Origin of the sequence: Pectobacterium betavasculorum (genome assembly GCF_000749845.1) — a bacterium.
Taxonomy (GTDB): domain Bacteria; phylum Pseudomonadota; class Gammaproteobacteria; order Enterobacterales; family Enterobacteriaceae; genus Pectobacterium; species Pectobacterium betavasculorum.
The window spans coordinates 179,595-201,929 of sequence record NZ_JQHM01000002.1 but is presented as its reverse complement, the minus strand read 5'-3'; the positions used below and the strand labels follow the sequence as shown (position 1 = coordinate 201,929).

Genomic DNA, 22,335 nt, shown 5'->3' with positions numbered 1-22,335 from the left:
TTCTTAAGTAAAAATATATCGGCCTCTGTAGAAAGAGGCCGATTGGATTATAGGTTAATTTTATCTTGTTACCTATTTCATTTTAAATTTTGGTTATGCTCTGGTTTCCTAAAATGAATATAATTATTGGTGTAAGTCTTTATTATCCAATAAAGCAGGCTGGCTGCTAGTAACGAATTAAATGCTGGCACGCCCCATTCAAAGGCTAACCCGACGACGGCTCCCACAAGGCTAGCGATAATAGCAGGCCAGCCAATCAGCGGCGTTTGTGCAATGTTGGGCAATTGGCCTTCGGCACGGCTGGTATCGAGCAGCGTTCTGTGGGTGCGTAAAATATAATAATCAACCAGCATCACGCCGATAATCGGTGGGAAAAGCACGCCCAATAGCGTCAGAAAATCGATAAAGCGATCCAGAATACCGGCTACGGATAGCGCGGTGCCGATGAGACCAATCACCAGCGTGATCGAGACATAGCGTAGTTTCTTCCCGGTGACACCCTCTATGGCATTGGCGATTCCCAAAGAGGAGGAATAAAGGTTGATATCGTTCACTCTCAATGTGGAAAATATAACGGCAATCAGACCGATGCCGCCAGCAGCCTGTGACATGATTGTTACGACATCTGCGGTATTGAGCGCGCGGGCAATAATGATGGCGAGGCCATTCACAATAAACTCGCCGACAATAATCGACAGCATCGTCATCCAGAATACGTGCTTCCCTTTTTGCGAATAGCGCGTCATATCTGGAGTAATTAAGCTGGCGACGATACAACCACCAACCACCATCGTTGCTCCCGCGCTAATGGAAATAGCCTCGCCGTTAGGTGCAGAAGCGATCAATTCAGCAATATTGTGGCCGGAGAGCGTCATTATCGAAATATAGCCGACAACGATAACAAACATTGGCACGGCTATTTTTGCAGTGAAACGTAATGCTCTGAAACCAAAGGCAACCAGCAGCGTCAGCGCAATACCGGACAGCGCGGCGGACCAGCCAAAGCCGAGTTTATCCGCCATTGCGAAGTTGAGCGCTTTAGCGAATACCGCATTTTGGACGCCGAACCAGCCGATGAGGCTAACGGCGATAACCAGCCCAATCAGGACGGAACCAATACGGCCAAAGCCGCACCAGCGTGCAAGCAGACTGCCCGACATACCTTCCTTCATTCCAGCGTAGCCAAGCCCCACGGTCACTACGCCAAAAATGGCGCTGCCAATAAAGATGGCGAGAAAGGCCTGACTTAACGTCATTGAATGGCCAAGCACCGCACCTAACATAAACTGGTCTAGCGCGGTTAACATACCGATATGCACTAATGCCACGTTTAAGAAAGGCAGCCGGACATTCAGTGGAACGCGGCTGACAGGGTAATCATCTATTTTTTCCATGTAGATATGTTCTCTTATATAAATTGAATGCCTTTCTCGATGAGAGAGTTAGGGATATAACCATCGATTCCCATATGGCGACAAAATTCCTCAAATTGAGGCAGCGAGTGCGCCTCTGCCTTTTGATACATGTTATAAATTCTATTCTCGATTGTTTTTGGTGATACGTTCATTTTCCTTGCGATTTCTTTATTTGATAAACGCTGCAATATCAGAAAAATAATATCTAATTCTGACTGGGTGAAAATGCTGGTCGTTAGCTCAGTTTGTAATGTGGTCGGCTTCTTTTGGTTTATATATATGAGCGGAGACCGCGTATCCAGAGGCCTGGCATTCCACATAGTTCCAATACAAAGCTTATTTTCATCAAAGATAGGAATCTTTTCGCTGACGAAGGGCGTCAGCGTTTTCTTTCCATACCAGTAGTGTGTTTCGATCACGGTTACGCGCTGTTCACTGTTTTCTGTCAGTCTGTCATGTTCTTTTAAATCGTCAGAAAGTTCCGCCCAACTGGCAGGAAATTCATCATCAAGTCGCCCTTCAATATCAAAATTCATCGGTGTGTTGGTATAAAGGTAAGCGGCTTTATTCATGTAAACATGGCGTGATGATAAATCTTTAATACCCCATGGTTCATTTAAACACTCCATCATAATAATCAGATTGCGAATATAATCAGTCATGTTTGTTTGTGATGATGGCATCCTGCCCTCCTTAATGGATCGGAATTAATTCAACGGATTAATTTAGCTAAATAATGCCGAGTATGTTTGTGCGCATATCCCGATAGATTGCCATATTCTTTGTATCCTAGCTTTTCATAAAATCCCTTGGCCTGGAACTCGAATGTGTCTACGTAGGCCAGATGGCAATCGCGTTTTAATGCTTCTTTTTCAGCCGCCTGCATGAGTTCTCGACCAAGGCCGCTTTTACGATACTTCTCGCTAACCCATAGATATTGAACCTCCAATGCTCCCCACCAGGTTCTGGATATTAATCCTGCGATAATATTATTGTCATCGTCTTTGAAATTTAAAAAGAGAGGGGAAATATCAACAGCATCATACTGCGCATTGTGTTTCCAGAGGCTGTCGATGACAAACTCTTCTTCATTTGGTTCTGGTGTGTCAGTAATATTCAGATTCATTACAATAAACCTCATTATTAGCACGCTAAATTATACTTCTAAATATGAATGCTTCATTACCATATTAATTATGTTTAGGCAAGAGTGAAATTCACTCGTTATTAGATTGCTCTGTTGCTCTATGATGAAAAACATAATCTGGTATCTATTGATTATATGTTGATAAAAATCAGAAATTAAGCACTTATTTGCCTCACCAGGGAAAATACCAGATCATTGATAATAAAAATGTATGTTGTAACCTATGCCAAAAGGCGACATTGTTATTATGCTCATTCCATTGTTCTGGCTGAATGTTCGATGGCTTGCCATTTTGTCATTTAGATGTAAGCCTGAGAGTTGATTACATGTCGTTAAACGCCTTACGCACATTGGTCGCTATAGCCCAGCATGGATCTTTTGCCCGTGCGGCTGAAGCTGTGTGTCTGACACAATCTGCCGTCAGCCTACATGTTCGTGTGCTGGAAGAAGACTTCAGGGTGTTGCTTTTCGATCGTTCGCGTCGCGTTCCGGTACTCACAGAAGCTGGGCATCGCGCAGCATCTCAATGACGGTCAATTATACTTTCTGACGGTCATCGTGGCTGCTAAATCGATAAGTAAAAGAGAATCCCCCGCTGATGTTATCGGCGGGAGATGTTATCAACGAACTAGCGATGGCCGTTTGGCGTTAAACGACCAGTTTGGTATTAAAAATTGCATACCAAGCGCGTCGTTACGGTTTTTATCCGGTAGTGACTGATAAAGTCTGTGCGCTTCCTCCACCCGTTTCCTGTTCAGGGTAATCCCTAATCCCGGGCCTTCCGGCAGGTGTAAATGTCCTTTTTCAATGCGCGGCGCCTCGTGGGTGAGCTGCTGTCCATCCTGCCATATCCAGTGGGTATCAAACGGTGTAATGCGTTCGCCCGGCGCGGCGGCTCCCAGATGAGCAACCATAGCGAGTGAGATATCGAAATGGTTATTGGAATGGCAACCTGTAATCAATCCCCATTCGTGGCACAGCTGCGCCACAGTATTGGCATGGCGCAGGGTCCAGAAGTGCGGATCGGCCAACGGGATGTCGATAGCATTAAGCTGAAGTGCATGATTGAGCTGCCGCCAGTCGTTAGCAATCATATTGGTTGCTACGGGAATGTTCGTGGCATGCCGGAATTCGGCGAGGGTTTCCCGGCCAGAATAGCCGTTCTCGGCGCCGCATGGATCTTCCAGATAGGGTATTTGCCCCTGTAGCTCCCGCCCCAGCCGTATCGATTCATCCAGAGACCAGCTGGCGTTGGGATCCACCGTCACCCGCGATCCCGGGAAGTGGTGGAGTAGCGCTTTTACCGTCTCAACCTCTTTTTCGCCGTGATGCACGCCACCCTTGAGTTTGAAGTCGTTAAAGCCATAGAGGTCGCTGGCGGCCTCCGCCAGACGAATTACGCCATCGCTGTCTATTGCCGCCTGATGACGCAGATAAAACCAGTCATGTTTTCCGGTTTCGCCGGGCAGGTAATTCATGTCGGTTTTAGTACGGTCGGCGATGTAAAAAAGGTATCCCAGTATCGGAATTGAATCGCGCTGCTTGCCGCTGGCCAGCAGTTCTGCGACCTGAAGATTTAACAATTGCCCCGTCAGATCCAACAGTGCGGCTTCCGTCGCGGCTACGGCATTATAAAATTTCTCCGGGTTCATCTGTGGAATATGAATCGCGGTATTGTCGCTTTGTCCGCTAGTCAGATTGCGCTTATCGCTTTTAAACAGCGTGCTTAGCGTGGTGTTCATCCTGAGTAGTGAGGTTCCCTCCACCTGAGGAATAAAATCGTTGAGCATCGCGAGCGTACTGGAATGGCAGGGACATTCTCCCACGCCGGTATTACCCGCGTTGTCTGTCAGCGTGACCAGAATTCGAGTGAAGTAGCAGTTGTGCGCACCGCCAATATTCAAAAGCATGCTGTCATAACCGGCGACCGGAATGACCTCCATTTTTTTAATGATAGGGCTGTCAGACATTGCGATGCTCCATAGGGTTGAATGAACTGGGGGGCGCGGCGTGTGTGCTACGCAGCAACAAGAACAGACCTGTTGCGACAGAAACTGCGGTCAGAGAATAGAGCCCGCCCGTTGTGCTGCCGGTTTTCAATTCCAGATAGCCAAAGACGGTAGGTGCGACGAAGCCCCCGAGGTTGCCAATGGAGTTGATCAGGGCGATCCCCGGCGCGACGATGGACGCGGGCAGATTGCCCTGCGGCATGGGCCAGAAAAAAGTGGCGCTGACCTTTGAACCAATGCAGGCAACGATCATGGCGAAGAAGCCTAACCACGGCGAGCCGATCGTCGCCATGAAGGTGCCGCAGGCGGCGATAAGCATGGCGACACCCAGCGCTTTGGATAAATGTTGGCGATGTTTGTCGCTGAATTTGCTGACAAGATTGATGGCGATAATGGCGCACAGCCAGGGAATGGCGGTAAGCAAGCCGATACCGAAGCTGCTGAATCCCTGAATACGTTGGATAATTTGCGGGAGCCAGAATACCAGCGTGTAGCCTGTCATCGTCATCGTAAAGAAGATGGCGCAGTAAAACAGCGTCCTGCGGTCCGTCAGTAAATGCAGTTTTCCCGTCGTTGTCTGCTGCGCGTCACGTTCTCTCTCTTCCTGCTGTAGCTGTTGTTCCAATGCGAGTTTTTCATCTGCGCTGAGCCAGTGGGCTTTATCGGGGCTGGAGACCAGTACAAAAGCGGCCAGGATCCCGACCAGAATCGAACCGCCACCTTCTAAAAACATCACCCATTTCCAGCCTGCGATGCCGAGAAAATCATGCATCATCAGGATACCTCCCGTTATCGGGCCGGAAAAGAGAAACGCACCGGCGCTGGCGCTGAGGATCAACGCCGTTGCACGACCACGCCAGGCGTTAGGTACCCAGAGCCGGAAGTAATACAGCACACCGGGGAAAAAGCCCGCTTCGGCTACGCCGAGTAAAAAGCGCAGGGCATAAAACTGGGTAGGGGTGGTGACGAAACCCGTCACGACCACGACGGCTCCCCAGGTAATCATGATGCGAGTCAGCCATACCCGCGCACCATATTTTTTCATCATCAGGTTACTGGGCACTTCAAACAGCGCATAGCCGATAAAGAAAAGCCCTGCGCCAAGGCCAAATGCTGCCGCGCTGATACCGGCATCGGTCTGGAGTTCTGCTTTGATAAACCCGATGTTTGACCTATCTATCTGATTAATAATCAGCATAACGGCCAGCATAGGGATAATTCGCTTAAAGAATTTGGCAATGGCTGAGGCAAGATGCACCTCTCTGGTGTGGTTGGATGATGCGGTTGTTGTCGTTGTCATTTTTTACACCTCGCATAGGTAGGTTACGAAGGTGTTATAGGAATGTGTGAAAGGAAGAACTATGTGCAAATGCCTAGCATACGTTGGGCTACTCCACAGCGACGGCGAAAATGCAGGCACCAGCGCGATTAGGAAAAAGTGAGGAAATATCACGTCTGCGACGGCGGTCACAGCCTGACGGAGGATGAACATCAAGCATTGACGCTTTTTATTCGTTTGCTAAGGTAATGGAAAAAATCGGCTATTCACTCACCATCATTACTCGTCAGGAAGACAGAGAATGATCTCAACGCAATCCATTAGCAGAGTCACACATGCTTCATGAAAAGGTGGATTTATTCGAGGCTTATCCGTTTTCTATTCCGTCGATTCGCTCGCTGGATAAGCTGGAACTGCACCCGAAAGTCACTTTTTTATCGGCGAAAATGGCGCTGCTACTCACTCGTTTTGGTAAAAAGGGGATTTATCTGCTCGACGAACCGGAAGCTGCGCTGTCGCCCAGCAGGCAATTAACTGCGATCGCCCGCATGCACGATCTCATTCGTGAAGGATCGCAGTTTGTTATCGCGACCCACTCTCCGATTCTGATGGCGTATCCTGATGCCACTATCTTTCAGTTCGGTGAAGACGGAATACAGCAGGTCGCGTATGAGGACACGGAGCACTACCAGATCACGCGTGCTTTCCTGAATAACCCTGAGCGCATGCTGCGTGAGCTGATGGCGCAATAGTGTTCCAGGAGTTGGCATATATACAGAAAATTCATTTATATCGTTTTAAATTGTGTGTTGAACTGAGGATGACTAATCGCCGTAATGTGGGATTGAATAATCTGCCATTCTGCACAAGCACTTTGGAACCAGGCATTAGCGACAGCAATAACGCTGTTATCTGTCGCTTGGTTCAAATTCTGAATAATAGCCTCCATTTCACCTTGATAGATATTCCATGTGGTGCGCAGCTCATCCAGCGTTTGATTGATGGTATCAATGTCGCTGATGACGTAGCCACTGCTCAGAGTGAGCCCCTTGAGGCAGGCCACCGTGCGTTCATCGTTACTTAGCCCCTCTTGCTGCGTAATAATTTTTTGCTGGTAATCGCTGATTTGCTTCTCCATATCAGCGAGCTGATCTTTGGCTTCGATGAGAGAGGAAACGCCAATACCAGCCAGTATGAGGGAGAGACCTCCAGTAATCGGTGCCAGAAGAATGCCAAATATTGTTTCGAGAATGCTTTGGTGTTCGGCAGACTGCACATTAGCGATCGTCTGTCGGTCTTTTCCAATTTGAGCACGTAGATTGCTGATCTGGGTGTTGATGGAGTCAATGGTGATGCTAATGCTCTCCTCCTGTGCCTGAACTTGAGCAATTGTCTGTTGCATGGTTTCTTCGGCATCCATCATCTGCTCTTCGAACCCCTTTAATGTCGAGATATAGTTGTTCATCTGGCTCTGCATTGCCTGTAACGGGGGAGACAATGCCTGTAACTGGCTCACGGCCTGTTCCCGTAACTCGGAGGAAAATTGCGTTTCCAGTTGCTGGAATAACTGAGTGAGGGGCCCCTGTGCGGCGGTGATAGCATCACCACAGGTAGCAATTGCGTTCAGAATGTCGCTCTGGAAATACAGAGTACCGCTGCGGCGCCAGGCTACGACCAACTGCTGAGCATTGCCCAAATCCTGGTCGAGTTGAGAATACCAGGACGCATTAACTGATTGAATTTCTGCTTCAATCAATGCCTGACAGGAAGAATGTAATAGCGCCATCGCGCTTTGGGAGCGGTCGATTTGCGTATTGCAGGCTTGCGCGTTAAACGTCATGAGATCACCTTGCTGGATTGTGTGATCTCGCCCTTTTTAAAAGGGCGAGACAATAAAGGACGAGATATCAGGCTGCTTGCTGTATGGTTCCATCCATATTCATGTTGGCTTTGGGGACAGAAACCGGCAGGCTCGACAACTGCTGGGCGAAGTTGGTCGCTAAAACCCACTCACTGTCGGCTGCATCTGAGAAGGTCTCTTGGACAATGATTGCAAGGGAGCTTTCCGCTAGTGCCAACTTGTCGGCAACGCCCTGTAATTCGCCCTCAAATACAGTCCAACTGGTGCGAAAATCAGACAATGCGGAAGTAGCAGTATTGATGTAGGTGACAGCCTGCTTACTGGCAAGAGCCAGCCCTTGCAAGGCCACGATCTGTTGTTTGTCGGAATCTAATTCTTTTTGGTCTTGTGCTATTTCATTGAAGTTATCATTTATTTTTCCTTGCATTATTCCCCACCCAATTGACCCACCCAAAGATATTAGGCCGCCAGCTCCACACAGTGTTGCACCGGCTCCGAACGTTTCCGGTATCAAAAGAATGCCGATTACAGCTAGAATAAGACCGAGGAAAGTTGCGCCAATACTGGCAGCCAGTGCGATATTTTCTGCGGCGATGATGTCGTGTAATGTCTTGATAGCTTGATTCATTTTAGCGACATCATTTTGTAGGTCGGTTTCTGCCGATTGAATATCACTAGCTCCAGAAGTCAGCGCGTCATGGGATTTTTGCATCTTTTCCCCCCATGTTTTGAGCTTTTGTGCGGTGTCGTCTGCATTGTTCAACATGCTAGTCACTTGCTCTTGTAGAGCGCTAATCAACTCGGCGACCTGTTTGACATTGGGATCATTTGCACCCACAGCATCAGGATGCGCGTTTGCGATATCCTGGATTCGTTGAGAGAAAGCTGCGTAGTCACTCCCGTAGTTGATTACTGCCAGAGGAACGCCAGCAGTGATATCGGGAGCCAGATTATTGATCCAGTCGGAGGCATTGGCCTGTGCTTCGTCCAGCTTGCTGGACAGGCTGTCATACCAACTGGGCTTTGGCTGTGGTGGAACGAATGTGGTGTTGAGAACGCCATGGCAGGCCTGAGTGATCAGGTTTAGGGTGAGAAAGGCGTTTTGAGTTTTGTTTTTCAGGGTAGTGACATTGCTGCTCATATTTCTCTCCTTCGAGATTAGCCGGAATACTTGTTGGGGTTTTGTGGGTCGAGAATCACAGGTGAACCAACTTGGGTTAGCTTTTGTGGAATGCTGCTGGCGAAGGTAGAAAGTACCTGCCAGTTGGTGTTGGCGACTGATAGCGTGGAAAGATCGAACAATTGCGCAGGATCTGCACCGGCCTCAAGCGCGTTGATGGTATCGGTGACGCTGTCGAGTTGCTCGATCCATAACGTTTGCAGGTCGGAAACCCCTTTTCCGATTTGAGAAAAGGTCAACTCGAGGTTGTTTAATAGTTGTATAACCAGTTTGGTCCCGGCCGCCGCCTGTGCGGCATCGGAGGCTTGAATCTGAAGATCCGCAATTTCTTTCAGGGTACTTGCTACTTCAGCGGTATCCTCTATTTCTTCATAGAAGTACTTGCCGATGGTGATGGCTATTGATGCCATGTCCAGAAAGGAAAAGCTTTCTGCTGCTGCTGTTCCTACCTTGTAAAGCAGGGTGACGGTGGTGGTGGCGATTTCTTTGCCAGTACTGATATCTTCACTAGTGATACTGCTCTGTAAGGACGCGACCACATCCTGCAAGTGTTGCAGTTTGGCTGCAATGTTCTGCATCTGCTGCTCTTCTTGACTCAGGGCGTTCCAGCCTTCGTTGATACTTTTATCTAGCAAAGGTTGGATATTGGCGAAGGCTTGCTGGTGCGTTTTTAAGGCGTCAACTGCGGTGCCAGTGTCCTTCACTGCTTTGGTCAACTGGGGCCGCAGCACGTTCTTCAGGAGCTCCAGCCATTGACTCTGTGACAACTTATTTTCTTGCGCTGTAGCGTTAACTCCGGCAAAAGCTGTGGCGTAGTCAGGGAACTGAAGAAGAATACTCCCCCAGATATCTGGCCTGTCCTGAACCCATTGATTTCCTGCATTACTCAGCATTGACATCCGGCTACGCACCGAGGCGAGCCAGTCGGGGTCATCCGGCAGTTTGCCGATATTTGTATTGCTACTGGTGAAAGCGTAGCTATCGAGCTGCATCACATTATTGAAAGAGTCGGTGAGCAGTTCTTGTGCGTCATAAATGGTTGGACTCAACATATCAGCTAATCTCTATGAAAGGATCAAAAGTCATGGAACGACCGTCCAGGTCTAGAACCACAGAATATTGCTGACCGCCAGTGGTGCCTTGTGCTTCCACCCGGCCTTGCCAGTACGTACCATTGATACTGTTAACGGCGACAGGTACACATACTTTGTCATTCACCATTTGGCCTATGAACGAAAGGATGGATACGTCGCTTGACAGCGAAACACCAGTGACATGCCAGTTGATGACCTGCCCATCCTGACAGGCCGTCTTCAGTTCCTCCTGACCTTCATTACCTGAACCCACATATTTGTTGGTATCGATCAGATAGACATTCGAGCCCAGATTGTTGGATGCCAATGCATTTTCTGCATCTACTACAATGAGTACGTCAATTTCGTTCATTGCTCTTTCCTCGCTTTTTCACACAACATCGATTGCAGAATTGAGAGAAAATGTTTTTTCTCCTATTCGCACGTTTACTTCATAAGAGAAAAATGAGAACTGTCCCCGGGATTCCACTCTGCCAAGCCAGGGGTTGCCGTTTGCCGCTTCGTTTTGCGGCTGGCAGATTGCTTGTTCCACCATTTGCCCAGAAAAGCCGGTGATGGTGACATCACCGCGCAGGCTTACTGGCACAGCGTGCCATTGAATCTGATCGCCATCCTGAGCAACGGTATGCAAGGTTGAACCACCTTCACCCCAAGAGCCTATGAAACCGTTGTTATCCACTAAATAGGCATTATTCGTAATATTTCCTGACGTGAGAGTTTCTGTAGTATTGACCACAATAAGCACATTAATTATTTTCATTTTTTTCCTTTTTTTAATGTTAATTTAATTTTTTTGTTTGTTTTTAGATAAGGGAAATATAATCGGTTTTTATTTATGTTTATTTCATGGCTGTTTTTTGTCAAGTTGACTTAGTTGTCTTTCTTTTGTTTTTTTAATTTACCGGTTGTTTTTATTGTGTTTTGTTTTTTGTCGGTATTTGTCATAGGTAATTTGGATTAGGGGTTTTGTATTGGGTCGTTTGCTTTATATTTTTATGGCGATTTTATGATTTTTATCGAATGTGTAATATAAGGGGGGAGGCGATAATGTTGGGTGATTATATTTTTACTCTATTGTAAATAATTGGACTCATATAGGGGAATGAATAACTCATGTAGTCACTCGCCTCGTTAGCACACTTTTAAAGTTAGATGACAGTTTGTGCTGACGTCTGGATCTCCTGTTTCTTGTTCTCAAAAAGAATTCCGCTGGTGTTTAGCCGCTAACGAACAGGGGGAGCGGCTAACAAATAACTTTAGCCGTGAGTGAATAATGCGTGTGCCGCCGGTGTTTGGTAAAGAACAGAGCTGCCTCGACTTTCCCCTCAACCCGCTACAAATAGCTCAAGGTGAAGTTCGCCGTTGCCATGAAATCGCCGGACTGAATCAGATCGTCGCGTACCTTTTCTATTCGGGCTGAAAAGGGGATGGTGTTGTCTCCGCTTTGCAGCACAATGTTGTCCGTGCTGCTGTTGATGCCGACCAGTTTACTTGCATGATAAATGCCAATCGCGATGCCTTTGGCACCGGAAGGCGTATCCAGCGCCAGCCGTTTGGGCAAGAGCGGCTCTTCTTTACCTGAAAAGCGGATAGTGACGTTTTGGTAGGTATCCAGATTGCAGTCCGTGAGGTTAATGGTGAAGTCATGCCAGTCGCCGTAGCGATTGGCTTTTAACGTGCGCTCAGAGACTTCACTCATGTCCACCACAATCGCCTTGCTCTCCGTACTTACATTGCAGGCGGCGTTGACGACTAAAACGTGGAAGGTCACTTCGTGATCGTCCAATGATGACATCTGTTGTGCGATGGACGTTCCCGACGGCAGAGCCAAGATAGCGAGTGTGAAAGCGAGCAATGCACCGCGTGGCTTGGTTTTCATTATCGTATTGCTGTGTTTTATCATTGTTGCGATCTCGCGTAGGAAGACGGGTTAATGATAGTTAAACCGTAGGATAATATTTTTCTCGGTATCGCCTATCACGGCGGGACCGGAGGCGTAGAGCTTGGCCGTATAACGCCGTTCAATCATGCCGCTTGATGCCGTCAGGCCGTCAACCAGACCGATGAACTGGTTAAACACCACGTTATTGCCGCTGCGCGTATCTTCGATCTTCAGCGTAGCGCCATTTCCCATATCCATGCCGTCTATCCCGACGAGTGAGTTTCCCCGCGATGAGGCATCGAAGTTGATGTCCAGATCGAACCCTCTGCCGCAGTCTTCTCCACCATCGGTCGATACGTTGATGTGGAACTCCGTTTGCGCCAGCGCATTCGCTTCCGTACCTGACCACGCTCTCACCGTACCAAAGTCGACATAGCTATCGGGCGAGACGTTGATCTTCGCGGCGCACTGCATAATGTCGATGCCGTGTAGTCCTGACAGGCTGAGGCCATAATTACTGTCGGGTTTGTTGTTTATGCCCAGTTCACCGTCAACCTGAAAGACGCGCAGCGAATCGACTCCCGCCGTGGTATCGGTGATGTTTCCCGTTTTTTCGAGGTAGAGCTGTACCGTGACATTTAGCATGGTCGGGTTGGACGGCGGTGATGAGCCGCTTGGACCGGGTAAGATCCACTGCCCCGTGGAGACGCGGGAGGCGCTGGTGCCGCCATTGGTAATCACCCCGAGATCTTGACCGTTGTAGATGATGCCAATCCCGACCCCTTGGCTGATGACCTTGCCTTCAGGGTTGGGATAGAAATAGGACATCTCACCCTGCGGGCGCACAGATTTATACGCCCAGCAGGCCAGGCTGCGGGTATAGGGTTTTGACGTCCACAGCCGGCTGCCAATCGGCAAGGTCGCTGGGATCTTTAGCGTACCAATATCCTCATAGTCGTTTACCGGGCCGGTCACGGTGCCCAGCCGGCATTCCAGCGCGCTGGCGTTAAACGCCGTTAAGCCGAAAAAGAGCGACGCGCAGAGGGCGACATGGCGATGTTGATGAGCAGCTAACCAAGACATAGCGGTTCCCTGTGGCTTATTTACGGATGACGGGCTGGCACTGGTTTTGTGCGCAGGTAAAAGGCAACTCCAGATGGCCGCCGTAGTCATTGACGTAGTACAGATAGAAACGATTGACTGCGCCGTCATTCACCTCAACCGACAGCGTTGAGCGTGGCGCGACCATAAAGGCGCTGCCTTTCAGCAGGCTGGTGGGGTTGGCACGCGTCGCTTTGGGCTGTTTCAGGATGCCGCTGACCGTGATGTAGTACGGCGTGGGGTTTTCTACCTGAAAGGTGTTTCCCGTTTTGCGGACGATCAGTTTTTCCTGCCATATTTCGTCTTTGGCTGGCTTTACGCCACGGGGGCGGAAGAACACCTTAATTTCAGACTGAATGGCTATCTGTAATACGTTGGGCTTGTCCGTCTTGGGTGGAATTTCCCGGACGTTAAGGTAAAACAGCGATTCGCGGTCAGTTGGCAATTGGCTGATTTGTTCTGTTTTGACCAGACGGATCAGGCTATATCCTTTCGCTTCGATGCGCTGTAGCGGCGGCAGTACCATCAGCGGCGTCGTCACTTTATTGTGCCGATCGTCCGTCAGCCAGGACTGCGCCAGAAACGGGTTCTCCGCATTTTGGTTCATCAACATGACCGTCGCCGATTGCTCCTCGTCGTTAAAAATAACGCGGGTGCGATCGAGGTTCAGGGCGCTATAGGCTGCGGGCATCAAAAACAGGCAGCCGATGAGGAATCCTGCTGCTCGCCGATAAAATGTGTGTTTCATAACGTACTCTCCAGATTTTTCTCTTTCGCGCCGCTTATTTACAGGGAAGCAGCAAGGCATCAAGGTGATTTAAGGTGGCGGGTAGGGTGATGGAACACTGCGTTCTTCCCTCCCAGATAACGGACAGCTTTTCGTCAGGCGATACGCCCGTGATATAGGCCTGCCCGCCGTTGGCAATCATGGCGATGTCGCGGCCTTTCTTGTTTTTAATCTGGGCGGCGAACGGGGGATTTTTGCCATCGGCCAGCGTTACGTATGCCATGATTTTTGCCCCGCTCACCACGTCGAATTTGCGGTAGCCGATGGCACCTTCGGTCAGCGTGCCCTGAACCACCGTCGTCACCGCTTCAATGTGTTGCGGTAATTTCTGAACATCAATGCGGGTTGACACGTCGTAGTAGCTGCTGGTGCCAGCAATCACGGCCAGGCCATAGCGGTTAGTCTCGACCTGACTACCGGTGAACGGCACGCCCGCTTGACCTGCATCGACCATGATGCGGGTGCCACCCTGATTGCCTTTCGGGTGTGCTGCGACGCCGTGGCGGGTGGCAGTAACTCCGCCGCGCAATGAACCGTTCAGGTAGGTATAGCGATCCTGCTGCCAGGCGACGCCCACGGTGGCATCCGTCATCGGTGCCAGATAGGTATAGTTGCCGCTCAGGTAAGTATTCTCTTTGCTGTCATGCCGGGTACTCAGATTCCAGGTGCGGTGCGGATCGGCGTTATTGGAATAGGTCAGCGCCTGATTGCTGCCGTCGTTATAGCGCCCCATGCTGTAGCTCATGCGGTCCTTCTCGCCGAGCGGGATAGAAAAGCTCAGATACAGGCTGTCATCGATACGGCGGTTGAATTCGGTGCGATAGACCGAGAGATTCGCGGCAATGCCTTTAACTGCGCCGATATCGAAATATTTGTTCAGCGAAACCCCGTAGCGATCCTGCTCGGCTTCATTCCAGTAGGTTTGGCGCGTATAGGTAACGTAGGTCGATAGCCCGCTCAGCACAGAGGATGATTCCCGCGTCGCGAAATTTTTGGAGAGCGTGATGGTGTAGCGTTCTTTTTCATTGCGATAGCGGCTATCGAGATTCAGCGCATAGAGATACTGCGCCATGCTCATGTAGGTCTTCTCTGAAAAGCGGTAGCCCGCGAAACTGATCTGGCTATCGATCGAGTTGAAATATTTAGACCAGTTGAGTGAGAAGGCATGCCCCATCTGCGACGCGGACGTTGCCGGAAGCGTCGCGCGTGACTGTGTGATATCCGCCGACAGCGCGCCCAGCAGGTAAAGGTTTTTCCCTATGCCCGCCGACCAGGACTGGTAGCCATCGGATAAAATACCGCCGCCGTACACCGACCACGCGTTGGATAATCCCCATGAGGCTTCGGCGGCAGAAAAGACTGGGCCTTGCAGACGGTGGTTGGTATTCGAGGGTTTACCCGCGGCGAGTTTGTACTGCACGTGTCCCGGTCGCGTCAGGTAAGGCAGGTTGGCCGACTCGGTCTGGAACGTCGTTACTGTGCCGTCTTCTTCCGTCACTTGCACATCCAGCGTCCCGCTAACGCCGTTTTTCATATCCTGAATCGCAAAAGGACCAGCAGGCACGGTGGTTTCGTAGATTAGCCTGTCATTTTGCGTGACGGTGACCGTCGCGTTTGATTTAGCGACCCCACGAATTTCGGGCGCGTAGCCACGCAATGAAGGCGGGAGCATGTTCTCGTTGTTGGCTAATGACGCGCCGGTAAAGCGATAGCTATCGAACAGATTACTGCTGAAATACATTTCACCCAGCTTGAGATCGGCTGACAGGGTTGGCAGCGGGTGATAAGCGTAAAACTGATCCCACGAGAAGCTATCGCGATTCGCGTTGCGCGATTTTTGCAGAAAATAGCGGTAATCGGCACGGTAGCGCCAGGCTCCAAGATTAAATCCGGCTGTGCCGTAGCTGCTGAAATAGTGTGATGTGCCTCTGCCATTGGTATCGCGGCGTACGTTCCCGACGAGGTTGTAATCCAGCAGCGCGCCGTTGATGCCGTGGTCCCATTGTTCGGGCGGAATCCAGTTGCGATCGCTGTACACCAGCCAGGCTTGAGGAATCGTAATATTTAGCGTTCCCATGCCTATCTGGTTAGAGACGTTGACGCCAGCGATAGGCGTCAAATCGACACATGTGCCGTTATTCCATAATTCAGCCTGGTCGCGAGCTTCTTTTTTCAGCGCCAGTTTATCAATGAATTCGGGCGCGAGGCAGGCGGTTGGCCGAGAACGATTATTGCCTTCTGGCAGGTAGCTAACCATTTGCTGCTGTATTTCACGCGCGTTTACTTTTATTGATAACAGATAGGTACCGGGTGTGACGTATTCGGGATCGGAAAAATGGCTAAGATCAATTTCACTACGATCATCGACATCCAGTACGTTAACGTTAAACTCCGTTGCACTGAGCGATGTTGTATTCAAAGAAAAAATAAAAAAACCGTAACGAAATAATGCGGATTTTATTTTTTCTTTGAACGTAATATTCTTCGTTGCCATAGGAATAGCTGCTTGAAAAGATGTCGCGTTGTGGCTATCCATTCATGTATTTCGACATGTGGAATGAATAGGATAATAGGGGAGGAAACCTCCCCATTTGATTACTGATACCCTGTTGTTAGCGGAAAAGTATATTATTGATAGGACACCACAAAATTAGCCGTGCTGGCGAAGGAGCCTGTAGTAATCACTGGCGATTCCCCTTCCTGTGGTGTTGGGAGTTTGGCAATATAGGACGTGAAGGAGAAAGTATTATCTCCATTTGCCAGCGGCGTAGCAGGAACAGCTGGTGTTGTTCCGTCGAATTTAATTTTTTCGCCGACGCGTTCTACGGCAATGCCCGCACCGGTCGCACTGCCGTTTAATGCCAGCAGTTCATTATTGGTTCCAGATGCCACGCCGCCGGAGAAAACAATTTTGGCGCTGGTTGCGGTATCCAGACTGCAATCTTTTAATGTGATATCAAACGGCTTAATTTCTGACGTGCCACCATTTTCCAACACGGTTTTGCTGATTTCGCCGAACTCGATCGTTTGGTGCAGATCTTCCTGAGATACTGAGCAGGGCGTATCAATAATTTTTCCTTTAAATGTCACCGAACCATTATGTGAATCTGCGGCATGTGCTCCGACAGAAAATATCACGGAGATGAGGGATGCCAGGGTGATCTTTGATAATTTCATATTATGCTCTCTCTATTGGTTACTCTATTTAAATTATGGCGCTACTTTCATGAGTGCATACGTACTCATGCATCATGTGTAATGCTACTTTTAATGTTGTTATTGATTGATCGGTCGTGGGGCATCTTTCACGAAGTGAATATATTGACCCATTTTCCTAATCGGTGAATTTGGAGCTGGATGGATAATAGTGTTGAATGATTTAATGGTCAAATATATTGATTTAATTATTTTTATTTAGGTTAAATGTTTTAAATTTATGTTTATTTAGTTTTTTATTCTGATTTTTGCGCATGGTGGTAAATGTAGGATGGTGTGATATAAGTGCCGTTTTATCAATAAGTTATTTTAATTCAACATCTTATTTGTTATTGATTTTCTTTGGTGACAGACGCGGGGGGATATTTTTTATGGTTTATAAAAATAGTGAAATATATTTTTTATTGGATAATGATTAAATGTAGGTCAAATAATCTTTGACAATAAATGGCTAAGTTTTTATCCTTGCAAGAGATAGCATCAGTAAAGCTATCTATATAATTGATTTTGCTTCCATAGATAGCGTGTTTTTGTTTTGATAGTGTGGTTTTTCAGACTATTTCGTAGGTCTTATGATCATAAAAATCGTATCTATAATCTTATTATAGCAAATGAATTGTGCCTCTAATCTTGATGGAAAAGGGTCGAATGGTTTATTTGATTAATGATTTAATCATTTTCAACGAGGGAGAGGGAACACTGGCATGGATAGAACGTGAAAATGAAGCAACTTCTGTGAATTTTCCTATTTCGCGATTGTTCTGTTTATTAATAGAGAACCAGGGGGTAACGCTAAGCCGTGATTTTTTGTTAAAAGAGGCGCTGGAAAAGCATGCACTTTGCCCTTCTCTTAATAATCTAAACAACTATTTATCTCTATTAAGGAAGGTGTTGCGTGAGTTTGATCTTGCAGATTCGATAGTAACAATCCCCAAGTTGGGGGTTGTTTTTACCGCTGAAAGTATTGTCTCCTATCCTGCATTGGATAGAGGAGAAGAAAAGGAAACGCAATATCAGGAAAGTAACCAGATAACGGAAGAGGATGTTTATAAAGAAAAAAAGCCATTTTCTATTGAACATCACGCTATTCCTGAACCGGTAAAAAAACAGCAATACATCAAGTTCCTTCTCATCTGGGCAGTAGCCGCTGGGTTTTTCCTGCTCATGCTTGAGAGCGTAAATCGTTTCCCGTATCGGCATCTTGTCAATGTGAATATGACTGGGAAATGCGATCTTTTCTATTTATATGACAGTGTTGGCTATCCCCTCCCGACCGACTATGAAAATTTGTGTTCCGATAATTCATTATTCTTCTTGTCGAAAAAAATCGTTATATCTGAAATGCTGGATAAGAAAAGTGAGATCGTTATTTCCTGTAAGAAAGAGGGGTCTGGATGTGTAACTTATGTTAATAATTAAAGTCAGGAAGAAAATTTTTTGCACCACGATGGTGCTGTGTATGTCATTCTCTCTGGGAATCATTTTTTATTTAAAAAATAATTTATACAGAAAACCGCTGATATGTCAGGCAGAGGTGGCGGTTAAGTCAGAAGAACAGCGTGTCAGAAAGGAATATGACATCTATTTTTATCTAAATAGACAAAACAGAGCGCTGGTTTTGGTCAATGGCTTTTACATTGGTGAAGATGGCGTGCCGCTGACGATCCGGCGTACGTTCAGTTTTGATTCCGTCTGGGAGGGGAACCGCCTGGAGGTACACAATATCGCGATGAACAAGAATATTAATGATAATGCACCCGATGATGCGCTCCCTATCCTGGCGGAAAATGATGTCATCCAGTTCGAAATGTTGACGAAGCATGCCTATCTGATTAGCACAGTCCAATCAAAGATGGCATGCAACATTCGCGATTAATCGTGCTGGAGGGGGTAAGCTTATTGGTCGCGATTCTGGAGGCGATTCATAATACGTGTTGTATAAAATCATAAATATCTTCAATCACTTGCTGAAAATTGGCAGGGGCCGGATTAATAATCAGGTGGTCAGAATAGCCGTTTAGCAGTGCGTCCAACTGGCGGGAGACGCGCTGGGTATCCGTGTTTTTAAAGGCTCTGGACGCGATGCCTGATACAATAATTTCTTCCAGCAAGGCAGACCATTTCTCGGTCATCACATGGGCGAGCTCTGCGTAAGCCGTATTGTGAACCGCCAACTGCCATAGCGAACCATAAAGATTCCAGATGACGTCAGTGGTATCTGGCAGGTAAATCTTCACCAGCTCATGCAGTTTCTCTTTCGGGCGTGGTGTAAGTTTTACCACGTGTGGTCGAGGTTCGATAATTCGTCTGTTTTTCTTTTTACTGAGAACCCCAGCATGCTGGCTGGAGTTCTCAATCAGCGCTCACGGCGTCTCTCTATGCTCGTTCTTTCAACGGCAAGGTTGTCATGCAGGTTTGGCTGTCGTCATAGGTAGCAAACGCTGAGCTTGCGACACGTCCCTGATAGGTGACGTTAATCGTTCCTTCAATATTGCGCGGTAACCATACGCCAACAAAACCGTTTCGGTGGCTGTTTAGGGTTTTCTGCATGACAACGTTACCGGCTTTATCCGTGATTTTTACGTCAAACGCCGTATTAGCAAGTTCGCCCTGACACCCGGACAAACTGTGGTTAAAGCAGGGATGCGTTTGTTGAATGTAAGGGGCGAATGAGAGATAGAATTTATCTCCCAGCGGATAGCGATACTGCTGTTGCCCATCTGACAACTTCAGTTCTTTGCTGGTAATAGAAGCGCTGTAGGGCAAAGGCCTTGCCTGTGGTGATTGATCGATAACCTCGACGATTTGCTCGATGGTTTTCCCTGCCAGCCCTTGCTTGGCTAGAAAAGCGTTGGCGTCAGTTGCCGCGGCAAAACCTGAGCTGCTTAATGTCAGACCGAGTAGTGCTGCCATCATCTTTATCTTCATCATCATTTCCCCTCAATAGCGTCATTATTTTGGAATCACTAGCTATAACGTTACACCTTCCCCCTACGGGAAGGTCAAAAGATGGGGTGTATAGAAAGGTAAATTAATGTATTTACTGGTTTTTTATTGATTTGGGTCAATTTTTAACCATAGCGGAGGTGCGCGATATCAGTACGCACTATTGATGTGTGTCACGAGACGGGGGTCTTCGTCTTTGCTTACTGACCTGGCCAGTAAAACTCGATGCGGGTTCCACTCGGTTCATAGCACATCATATGCAAAGCGTGGCTACGCTGATGCTTTTCATGCGCAGATCGCACATGAGATTTTGACTACTGCGGTGTGCCAGTCTTGACGTCTGAAATGCTATTGATGCCGGAGCTGAGTACGCCAGAGGCGTGTATCAATGCTGCACGCAATATTGGTGAGAAAATTTTCCGATAAATACTGTGACCGATCTATTGCTAGCAAACCTTTTTAAAACAATGTTATTTCAAATAATATCACTTTAATCCCTTATTTCTTTTTGGCTGAACCGTAAATTGCGCATTATGGCTCGGCCAAATGGATGATACATTTTTAGCCTCATTTCAGCATACTTGACGTATCAACATAAATGATGTGCTAAATAATCAATTCATCCTCGCTATGAAATAAGATAATAAAGGGAACGATATGAATTCCTCTGAGTATATAAGAAATATTTCAGAAATAATGACGGTGCCTTTAGCCGCAAAGCATTGTGTGTAGCAGCGGAAATAGGGATAGCAGATAAAATAGGGGAGCAGGGGGCAACCATCGCTGAATTAGCAAAGGAATGTCATGCGTGTGAAAAAAATAGTTGATATCATAAAGGTACTTGAGATTTTCGGATTTTTTGAAGTAGAAGATGAAGGTCTTATTAAAAATAATGCACGTTCTGCACTGCTGATCTCGGATAACGTAAACTCGATGAAAAATTTCTGCATGCTGTTCGGCAATGAGTATTATCAGGGGTTTGATGGATTATTGCATACGAGTCGCACAGGGGAATCGGGATTTAAGCAGGTCTTTGGTCTGACACTCTATGAGCATCTGGCGAATTCCGCATTGCGAGCTGAAATTTACGATCTTGCCATGCGGAATTTATCTCACCCGGTTGGATATATACTGGCTAAAGAATATGCATCCATTTTTAAAAAGGCTTGCAGTATTGTTGATATTGGCGGTGGCAGTGGCGTTATTCTGGTTGAGATTATAAAACAGTACCATAACCTGATGGGTTGTCTTTTTGACATGACTGGTGTCTGTAACCGAAGGGAAAAGCGCGTCGCACAGCATTATCCTGAATTGAAAGAAAGAATGGTTTTCATCCCCGGTAGTTTCTTTGAGGCGATTCCTACCGATCACGATGTTTATCTGCTTAAAAACGTATTACATAACTGGAATGATGAATTTAACCTGAAGATATTGAAAGAAATAGCGAAATCAATGGGGAATTCGACACTGTTAATCATTGAACCTTTGTTGGGGTATGAAGAAACATCACCAAGACTATTAATGAATTCGCTCTTTCAGTCTGTTATCTGCCAGGATGGTACGCGATACAGGACATTGAAAGATATGGAAGATATTCTGACGTTAAGCGGATTAACCATCGTTAGCACAAAGAAAATAACAACGGGGCATACGGTTGTTGAAATTAAATTAAACACTACGCTGTTGGGTTGAACGGCATAAATGCACTGTTTTCTTAAGCTTTCCTTATCTATACCCGTCATACTTCAAGTTGCATGTGCGTTGGCTACGTTCACTCACCCGAATCACTTACCTGAGTAAGCTCATCGGGATTCCTTCGCTTGCCGCCTTCCTGAAACTCGAATTATTTAGGGTATATACTCTCGTGAATACTGTTATTAAAAACATGTTATTAAAAACAGTATTGACACTGTTTTTAAAATCCGTAAATTGGTCAGCAACAGCAGCGAAGTTTCAGTTTGCTGTTATAGTAAAGATAACGAACATGTTCTTTAATCAGTGTTTTTTGCGATAAAGGCCACGAAGTATTTTTGTATGGGTAATCGATGTTGAGAGGCATTAATATTCTCACTCGATGATGCTTAAGGCCACGTAGTCAGTATCTACAATCGCAAAATGGGACGAAAGCGCGATGATGTAAGGCCATGATTTAGTGTTTATTGTTTGCGATTGAGTTTTAGTGATTCGTAACATGTCGCAACGAGAGTAAGGCCACGCATTAAAGAGTATATATCGCGATGGGGGATGTACCTGTACCTGCCATACCCGTCAGGTTGGTAGGGGGTTTAAACCAGTAAATATATGGGAGGTTTTAGTTAATTTTAGTACCCAATATTATCTGTTATAAACGTGTACATTTGAAGCAGTACCAATAGTAGTAAGACGTTATTAAGTCAATTAATGTTAAATATTAAGTCT

22 protein-coding genes are annotated in these 22,335 nt (G+C 47.1%); 5 read left to right on the top strand and 17 right to left on the bottom strand.

Going from position 1 to position 22,335, the window contains the following annotated elements:
- Window positions 1-77: 77 nt before the first annotated feature.
- From KP22_RS08470 to KP22_RS08460, 3 genes are read right to left on the bottom strand one after another with little or no spacing between them, the layout of a single operon-like run.
- Complete coding sequence (locus tag KP22_RS08470) at window positions 78-1,394, bottom strand: purine-cytosine permease family protein (protein ID WP_039323709.1); 1,317 nt, start codon at window positions 1,392-1,394, stop codon at window positions 78-80.
- A gap of 14 nt (window positions 1,395-1,408) precedes the next feature.
- Window positions 1,409-2,098, bottom strand: coding sequence for a helix-turn-helix transcriptional regulator (locus KP22_RS08465; RefSeq protein WP_039303801.1), 690 nt, complete (start codon window positions 2,096-2,098; stop codon window positions 1,409-1,411).
- A gap of 29 nt (window positions 2,099-2,127) precedes the next feature.
- A complete protein-coding gene (locus tag KP22_RS08460; RefSeq protein ID WP_039303803.1) occupies window positions 2,128-2,541 on the bottom strand; it encodes a GNAT family N-acetyltransferase in 414 nt (137 codons plus the stop codon).
- Between the two features lie 347 nt (window positions 2,542-2,888).
- Here KP22_RS08460 and KP22_RS21625 point away from each other — a divergent pair, with 347 nt between their 5' ends.
- A complete protein-coding gene (locus KP22_RS21625; protein ID WP_231566859.1) occupies window positions 2,889-3,092 on the top strand; it encodes a helix-turn-helix domain-containing protein in 204 nt (67 codons plus the stop codon).
- A gap of 90 nt (window positions 3,093-3,182) precedes the next feature.
- Here KP22_RS21625 and KP22_RS08455 read toward each other — a convergent pair whose 3' ends face one another.
- Complete coding sequence (locus KP22_RS08455; RefSeq protein WP_039323707.1) at window positions 3,183-4,532, bottom strand: enolase C-terminal domain-like protein; 1,350 nt, start codon at window positions 4,530-4,532, stop codon at window positions 3,183-3,185.
- The gene (locus KP22_RS08450) at window positions 4,525-5,871 is read right to left on the bottom strand and encodes an MFS transporter (RefSeq protein WP_039303807.1); all 1,347 of its coding nucleotides are present in this window, start codon (window positions 5,869-5,871) and stop codon (window positions 4,525-4,527) included. The genes KP22_RS08455 and KP22_RS08450 overlap by 8 nt, the downstream gene beginning before the upstream one ends.
- A gap of 314 nt (window positions 5,872-6,185) precedes the next feature.
- Here KP22_RS08450 and KP22_RS08445 point away from each other — a divergent pair, with 314 nt between their 5' ends.
- Entirely contained in the window at window positions 6,186-6,602 is a 417-nt protein-coding gene (locus KP22_RS08445) for an AAA family ATPase (RefSeq protein ID WP_156107271.1), read from the top strand.
- A 35-nt stretch (window positions 6,603-6,637) separates the two neighbouring features.
- Here the strand turns inward: KP22_RS08445 and makE are convergent, their stop codons facing one another.
- The 10 genes from makE to KP22_RS08395 all read right to left on the bottom strand — a co-directional run bounded on the left by makE (window position 6,638) and on the right by KP22_RS08395 (window position 16,932).
- Window positions 6,638-7,690 carry an alpha-pore-forming cytotoxin subunit MakE gene (makE, locus tag KP22_RS08440; protein ID WP_039323704.1) on the bottom strand — a complete coding sequence of 351 codons (1,053 nt, stop codon included), beginning with the start codon at window positions 7,688-7,690 and terminating at the stop codon, window positions 6,638-6,640.
- A gap of 67 nt (window positions 7,691-7,757) precedes the next feature.
- Window positions 7,758-8,852, bottom strand: coding sequence for an alpha-pore-forming cytotoxin MakA (makA, locus tag KP22_RS08435; protein ID WP_039303809.1), 1,095 nt, complete (start codon window positions 8,850-8,852; stop codon window positions 7,758-7,760).
- Between the two features lie 17 nt (window positions 8,853-8,869).
- Window positions 8,870-9,943, bottom strand: coding sequence for an alpha-pore-forming cytotoxin subunit MakB (gene makB / locus KP22_RS08430; protein ID WP_039303812.1), 1,074 nt, complete (start codon window positions 9,941-9,943; stop codon window positions 8,870-8,872).
- 1 nt (window position 9,944) lies between these two features.
- Window positions 9,945-10,337 carry an alpha-pore-forming tripartite toxin MakABE regulator gene (makC, locus tag KP22_RS08425; protein WP_039303814.1) on the bottom strand — a complete coding sequence of 131 codons (393 nt, stop codon included), beginning with the start codon at window positions 10,335-10,337 and terminating at the stop codon, window positions 9,945-9,947.
- Window positions 10,338-10,355: 18 nt separating this feature from the next.
- Window positions 10,356-10,745, bottom strand: a complete 390-nt coding sequence (makC, locus tag KP22_RS08420) for an alpha-pore-forming tripartite toxin MakABE regulator (protein ID WP_039303816.1) — start codon at window positions 10,743-10,745, stop codon at window positions 10,356-10,358.
- A 573-nt stretch (window positions 10,746-11,318) separates the two neighbouring features.
- A complete protein-coding gene (locus KP22_RS08415) occupies window positions 11,319-11,864 on the bottom strand; it encodes a fimbrial protein (protein WP_244880022.1) in 546 nt (181 codons plus the stop codon).
- A 51-nt stretch (window positions 11,865-11,915) separates the two neighbouring features.
- Complete coding sequence (locus tag KP22_RS08410; RefSeq protein WP_039323694.1) at window positions 11,916-12,950, bottom strand: hypothetical protein; 1,035 nt, start codon at window positions 12,948-12,950, stop codon at window positions 11,916-11,918.
- A 16-nt stretch (window positions 12,951-12,966) separates the two neighbouring features.
- The gene (locus KP22_RS08405; RefSeq protein ID WP_039323692.1) at window positions 12,967-13,716 is read right to left on the bottom strand and encodes a fimbrial biogenesis chaperone; all 750 of its coding nucleotides are present in this window, start codon (window positions 13,714-13,716) and stop codon (window positions 12,967-12,969) included.
- A 34-nt stretch (window positions 13,717-13,750) separates the two neighbouring features.
- Window positions 13,751-16,249, bottom strand: coding sequence for a fimbria/pilus outer membrane usher protein (locus KP22_RS08400; protein ID WP_039323690.1), 2,499 nt, complete (start codon window positions 16,247-16,249; stop codon window positions 13,751-13,753).
- 134 nt (window positions 16,250-16,383) lie between these two features.
- Complete coding sequence (locus tag KP22_RS08395) at window positions 16,384-16,932, bottom strand: fimbrial protein (RefSeq protein ID WP_039303823.1); 549 nt, start codon at window positions 16,930-16,932, stop codon at window positions 16,384-16,386.
- Between the two features lie 687 nt (window positions 16,933-17,619).
- Between KP22_RS08395 and KP22_RS08390 the strand changes: the two genes are divergently transcribed.
- Both KP22_RS08390 and KP22_RS08385 read left to right on the top strand, forming a co-directional pair.
- Window positions 17,620-18,390 carry a winged helix-turn-helix domain-containing protein gene (locus KP22_RS08390; protein ID WP_039323688.1) on the top strand — a complete coding sequence of 257 codons (771 nt, stop codon included), beginning with the start codon at window positions 17,620-17,622 and terminating at the stop codon, window positions 18,388-18,390.
- 40 nt (window positions 18,391-18,430) lie between these two features.
- Window positions 18,431-18,847 carry a FidL gene (locus KP22_RS08385; RefSeq protein WP_231566863.1) on the top strand — a complete coding sequence of 139 codons (417 nt, stop codon included), beginning with the start codon at window positions 18,431-18,433 and terminating at the stop codon, window positions 18,845-18,847.
- 46 nt (window positions 18,848-18,893) lie between these two features.
- Here the strand turns inward: KP22_RS08385 and KP22_RS08380 are convergent, their stop codons facing one another.
- Together KP22_RS08380 and cueP are read right to left on the bottom strand one after the other, a co-directional pair.
- Window positions 18,894-19,253 (bottom strand): TetR family transcriptional regulator C-terminal domain-containing protein, encoded by a 360-nt coding sequence (locus tag KP22_RS08380; RefSeq protein WP_244880021.1) that lies wholly within the window; start codon window positions 19,251-19,253, stop codon window positions 18,894-18,896.
- Window positions 19,254-19,347: 94 nt separating this feature from the next.
- Entirely contained in the window at window positions 19,348-19,902 is a 555-nt protein-coding gene (cueP, locus tag KP22_RS08375; protein ID WP_197061567.1) for a copper-binding periplasmic metallochaperone CueP, read from the bottom strand.
- Window positions 19,903-20,721: 819 nt separating this feature from the next.
- Between cueP and KP22_RS08370 the strand changes: the two genes are divergently transcribed.
- Window positions 20,722-21,609 carry a methyltransferase gene (locus KP22_RS08370; RefSeq protein ID WP_244880020.1) on the top strand — a complete coding sequence of 296 codons (888 nt, stop codon included), beginning with the start codon at window positions 20,722-20,724 and terminating at the stop codon, window positions 21,607-21,609.
- The last annotated feature ends 726 nt before the right edge of the window (window positions 21,610-22,335 follow it).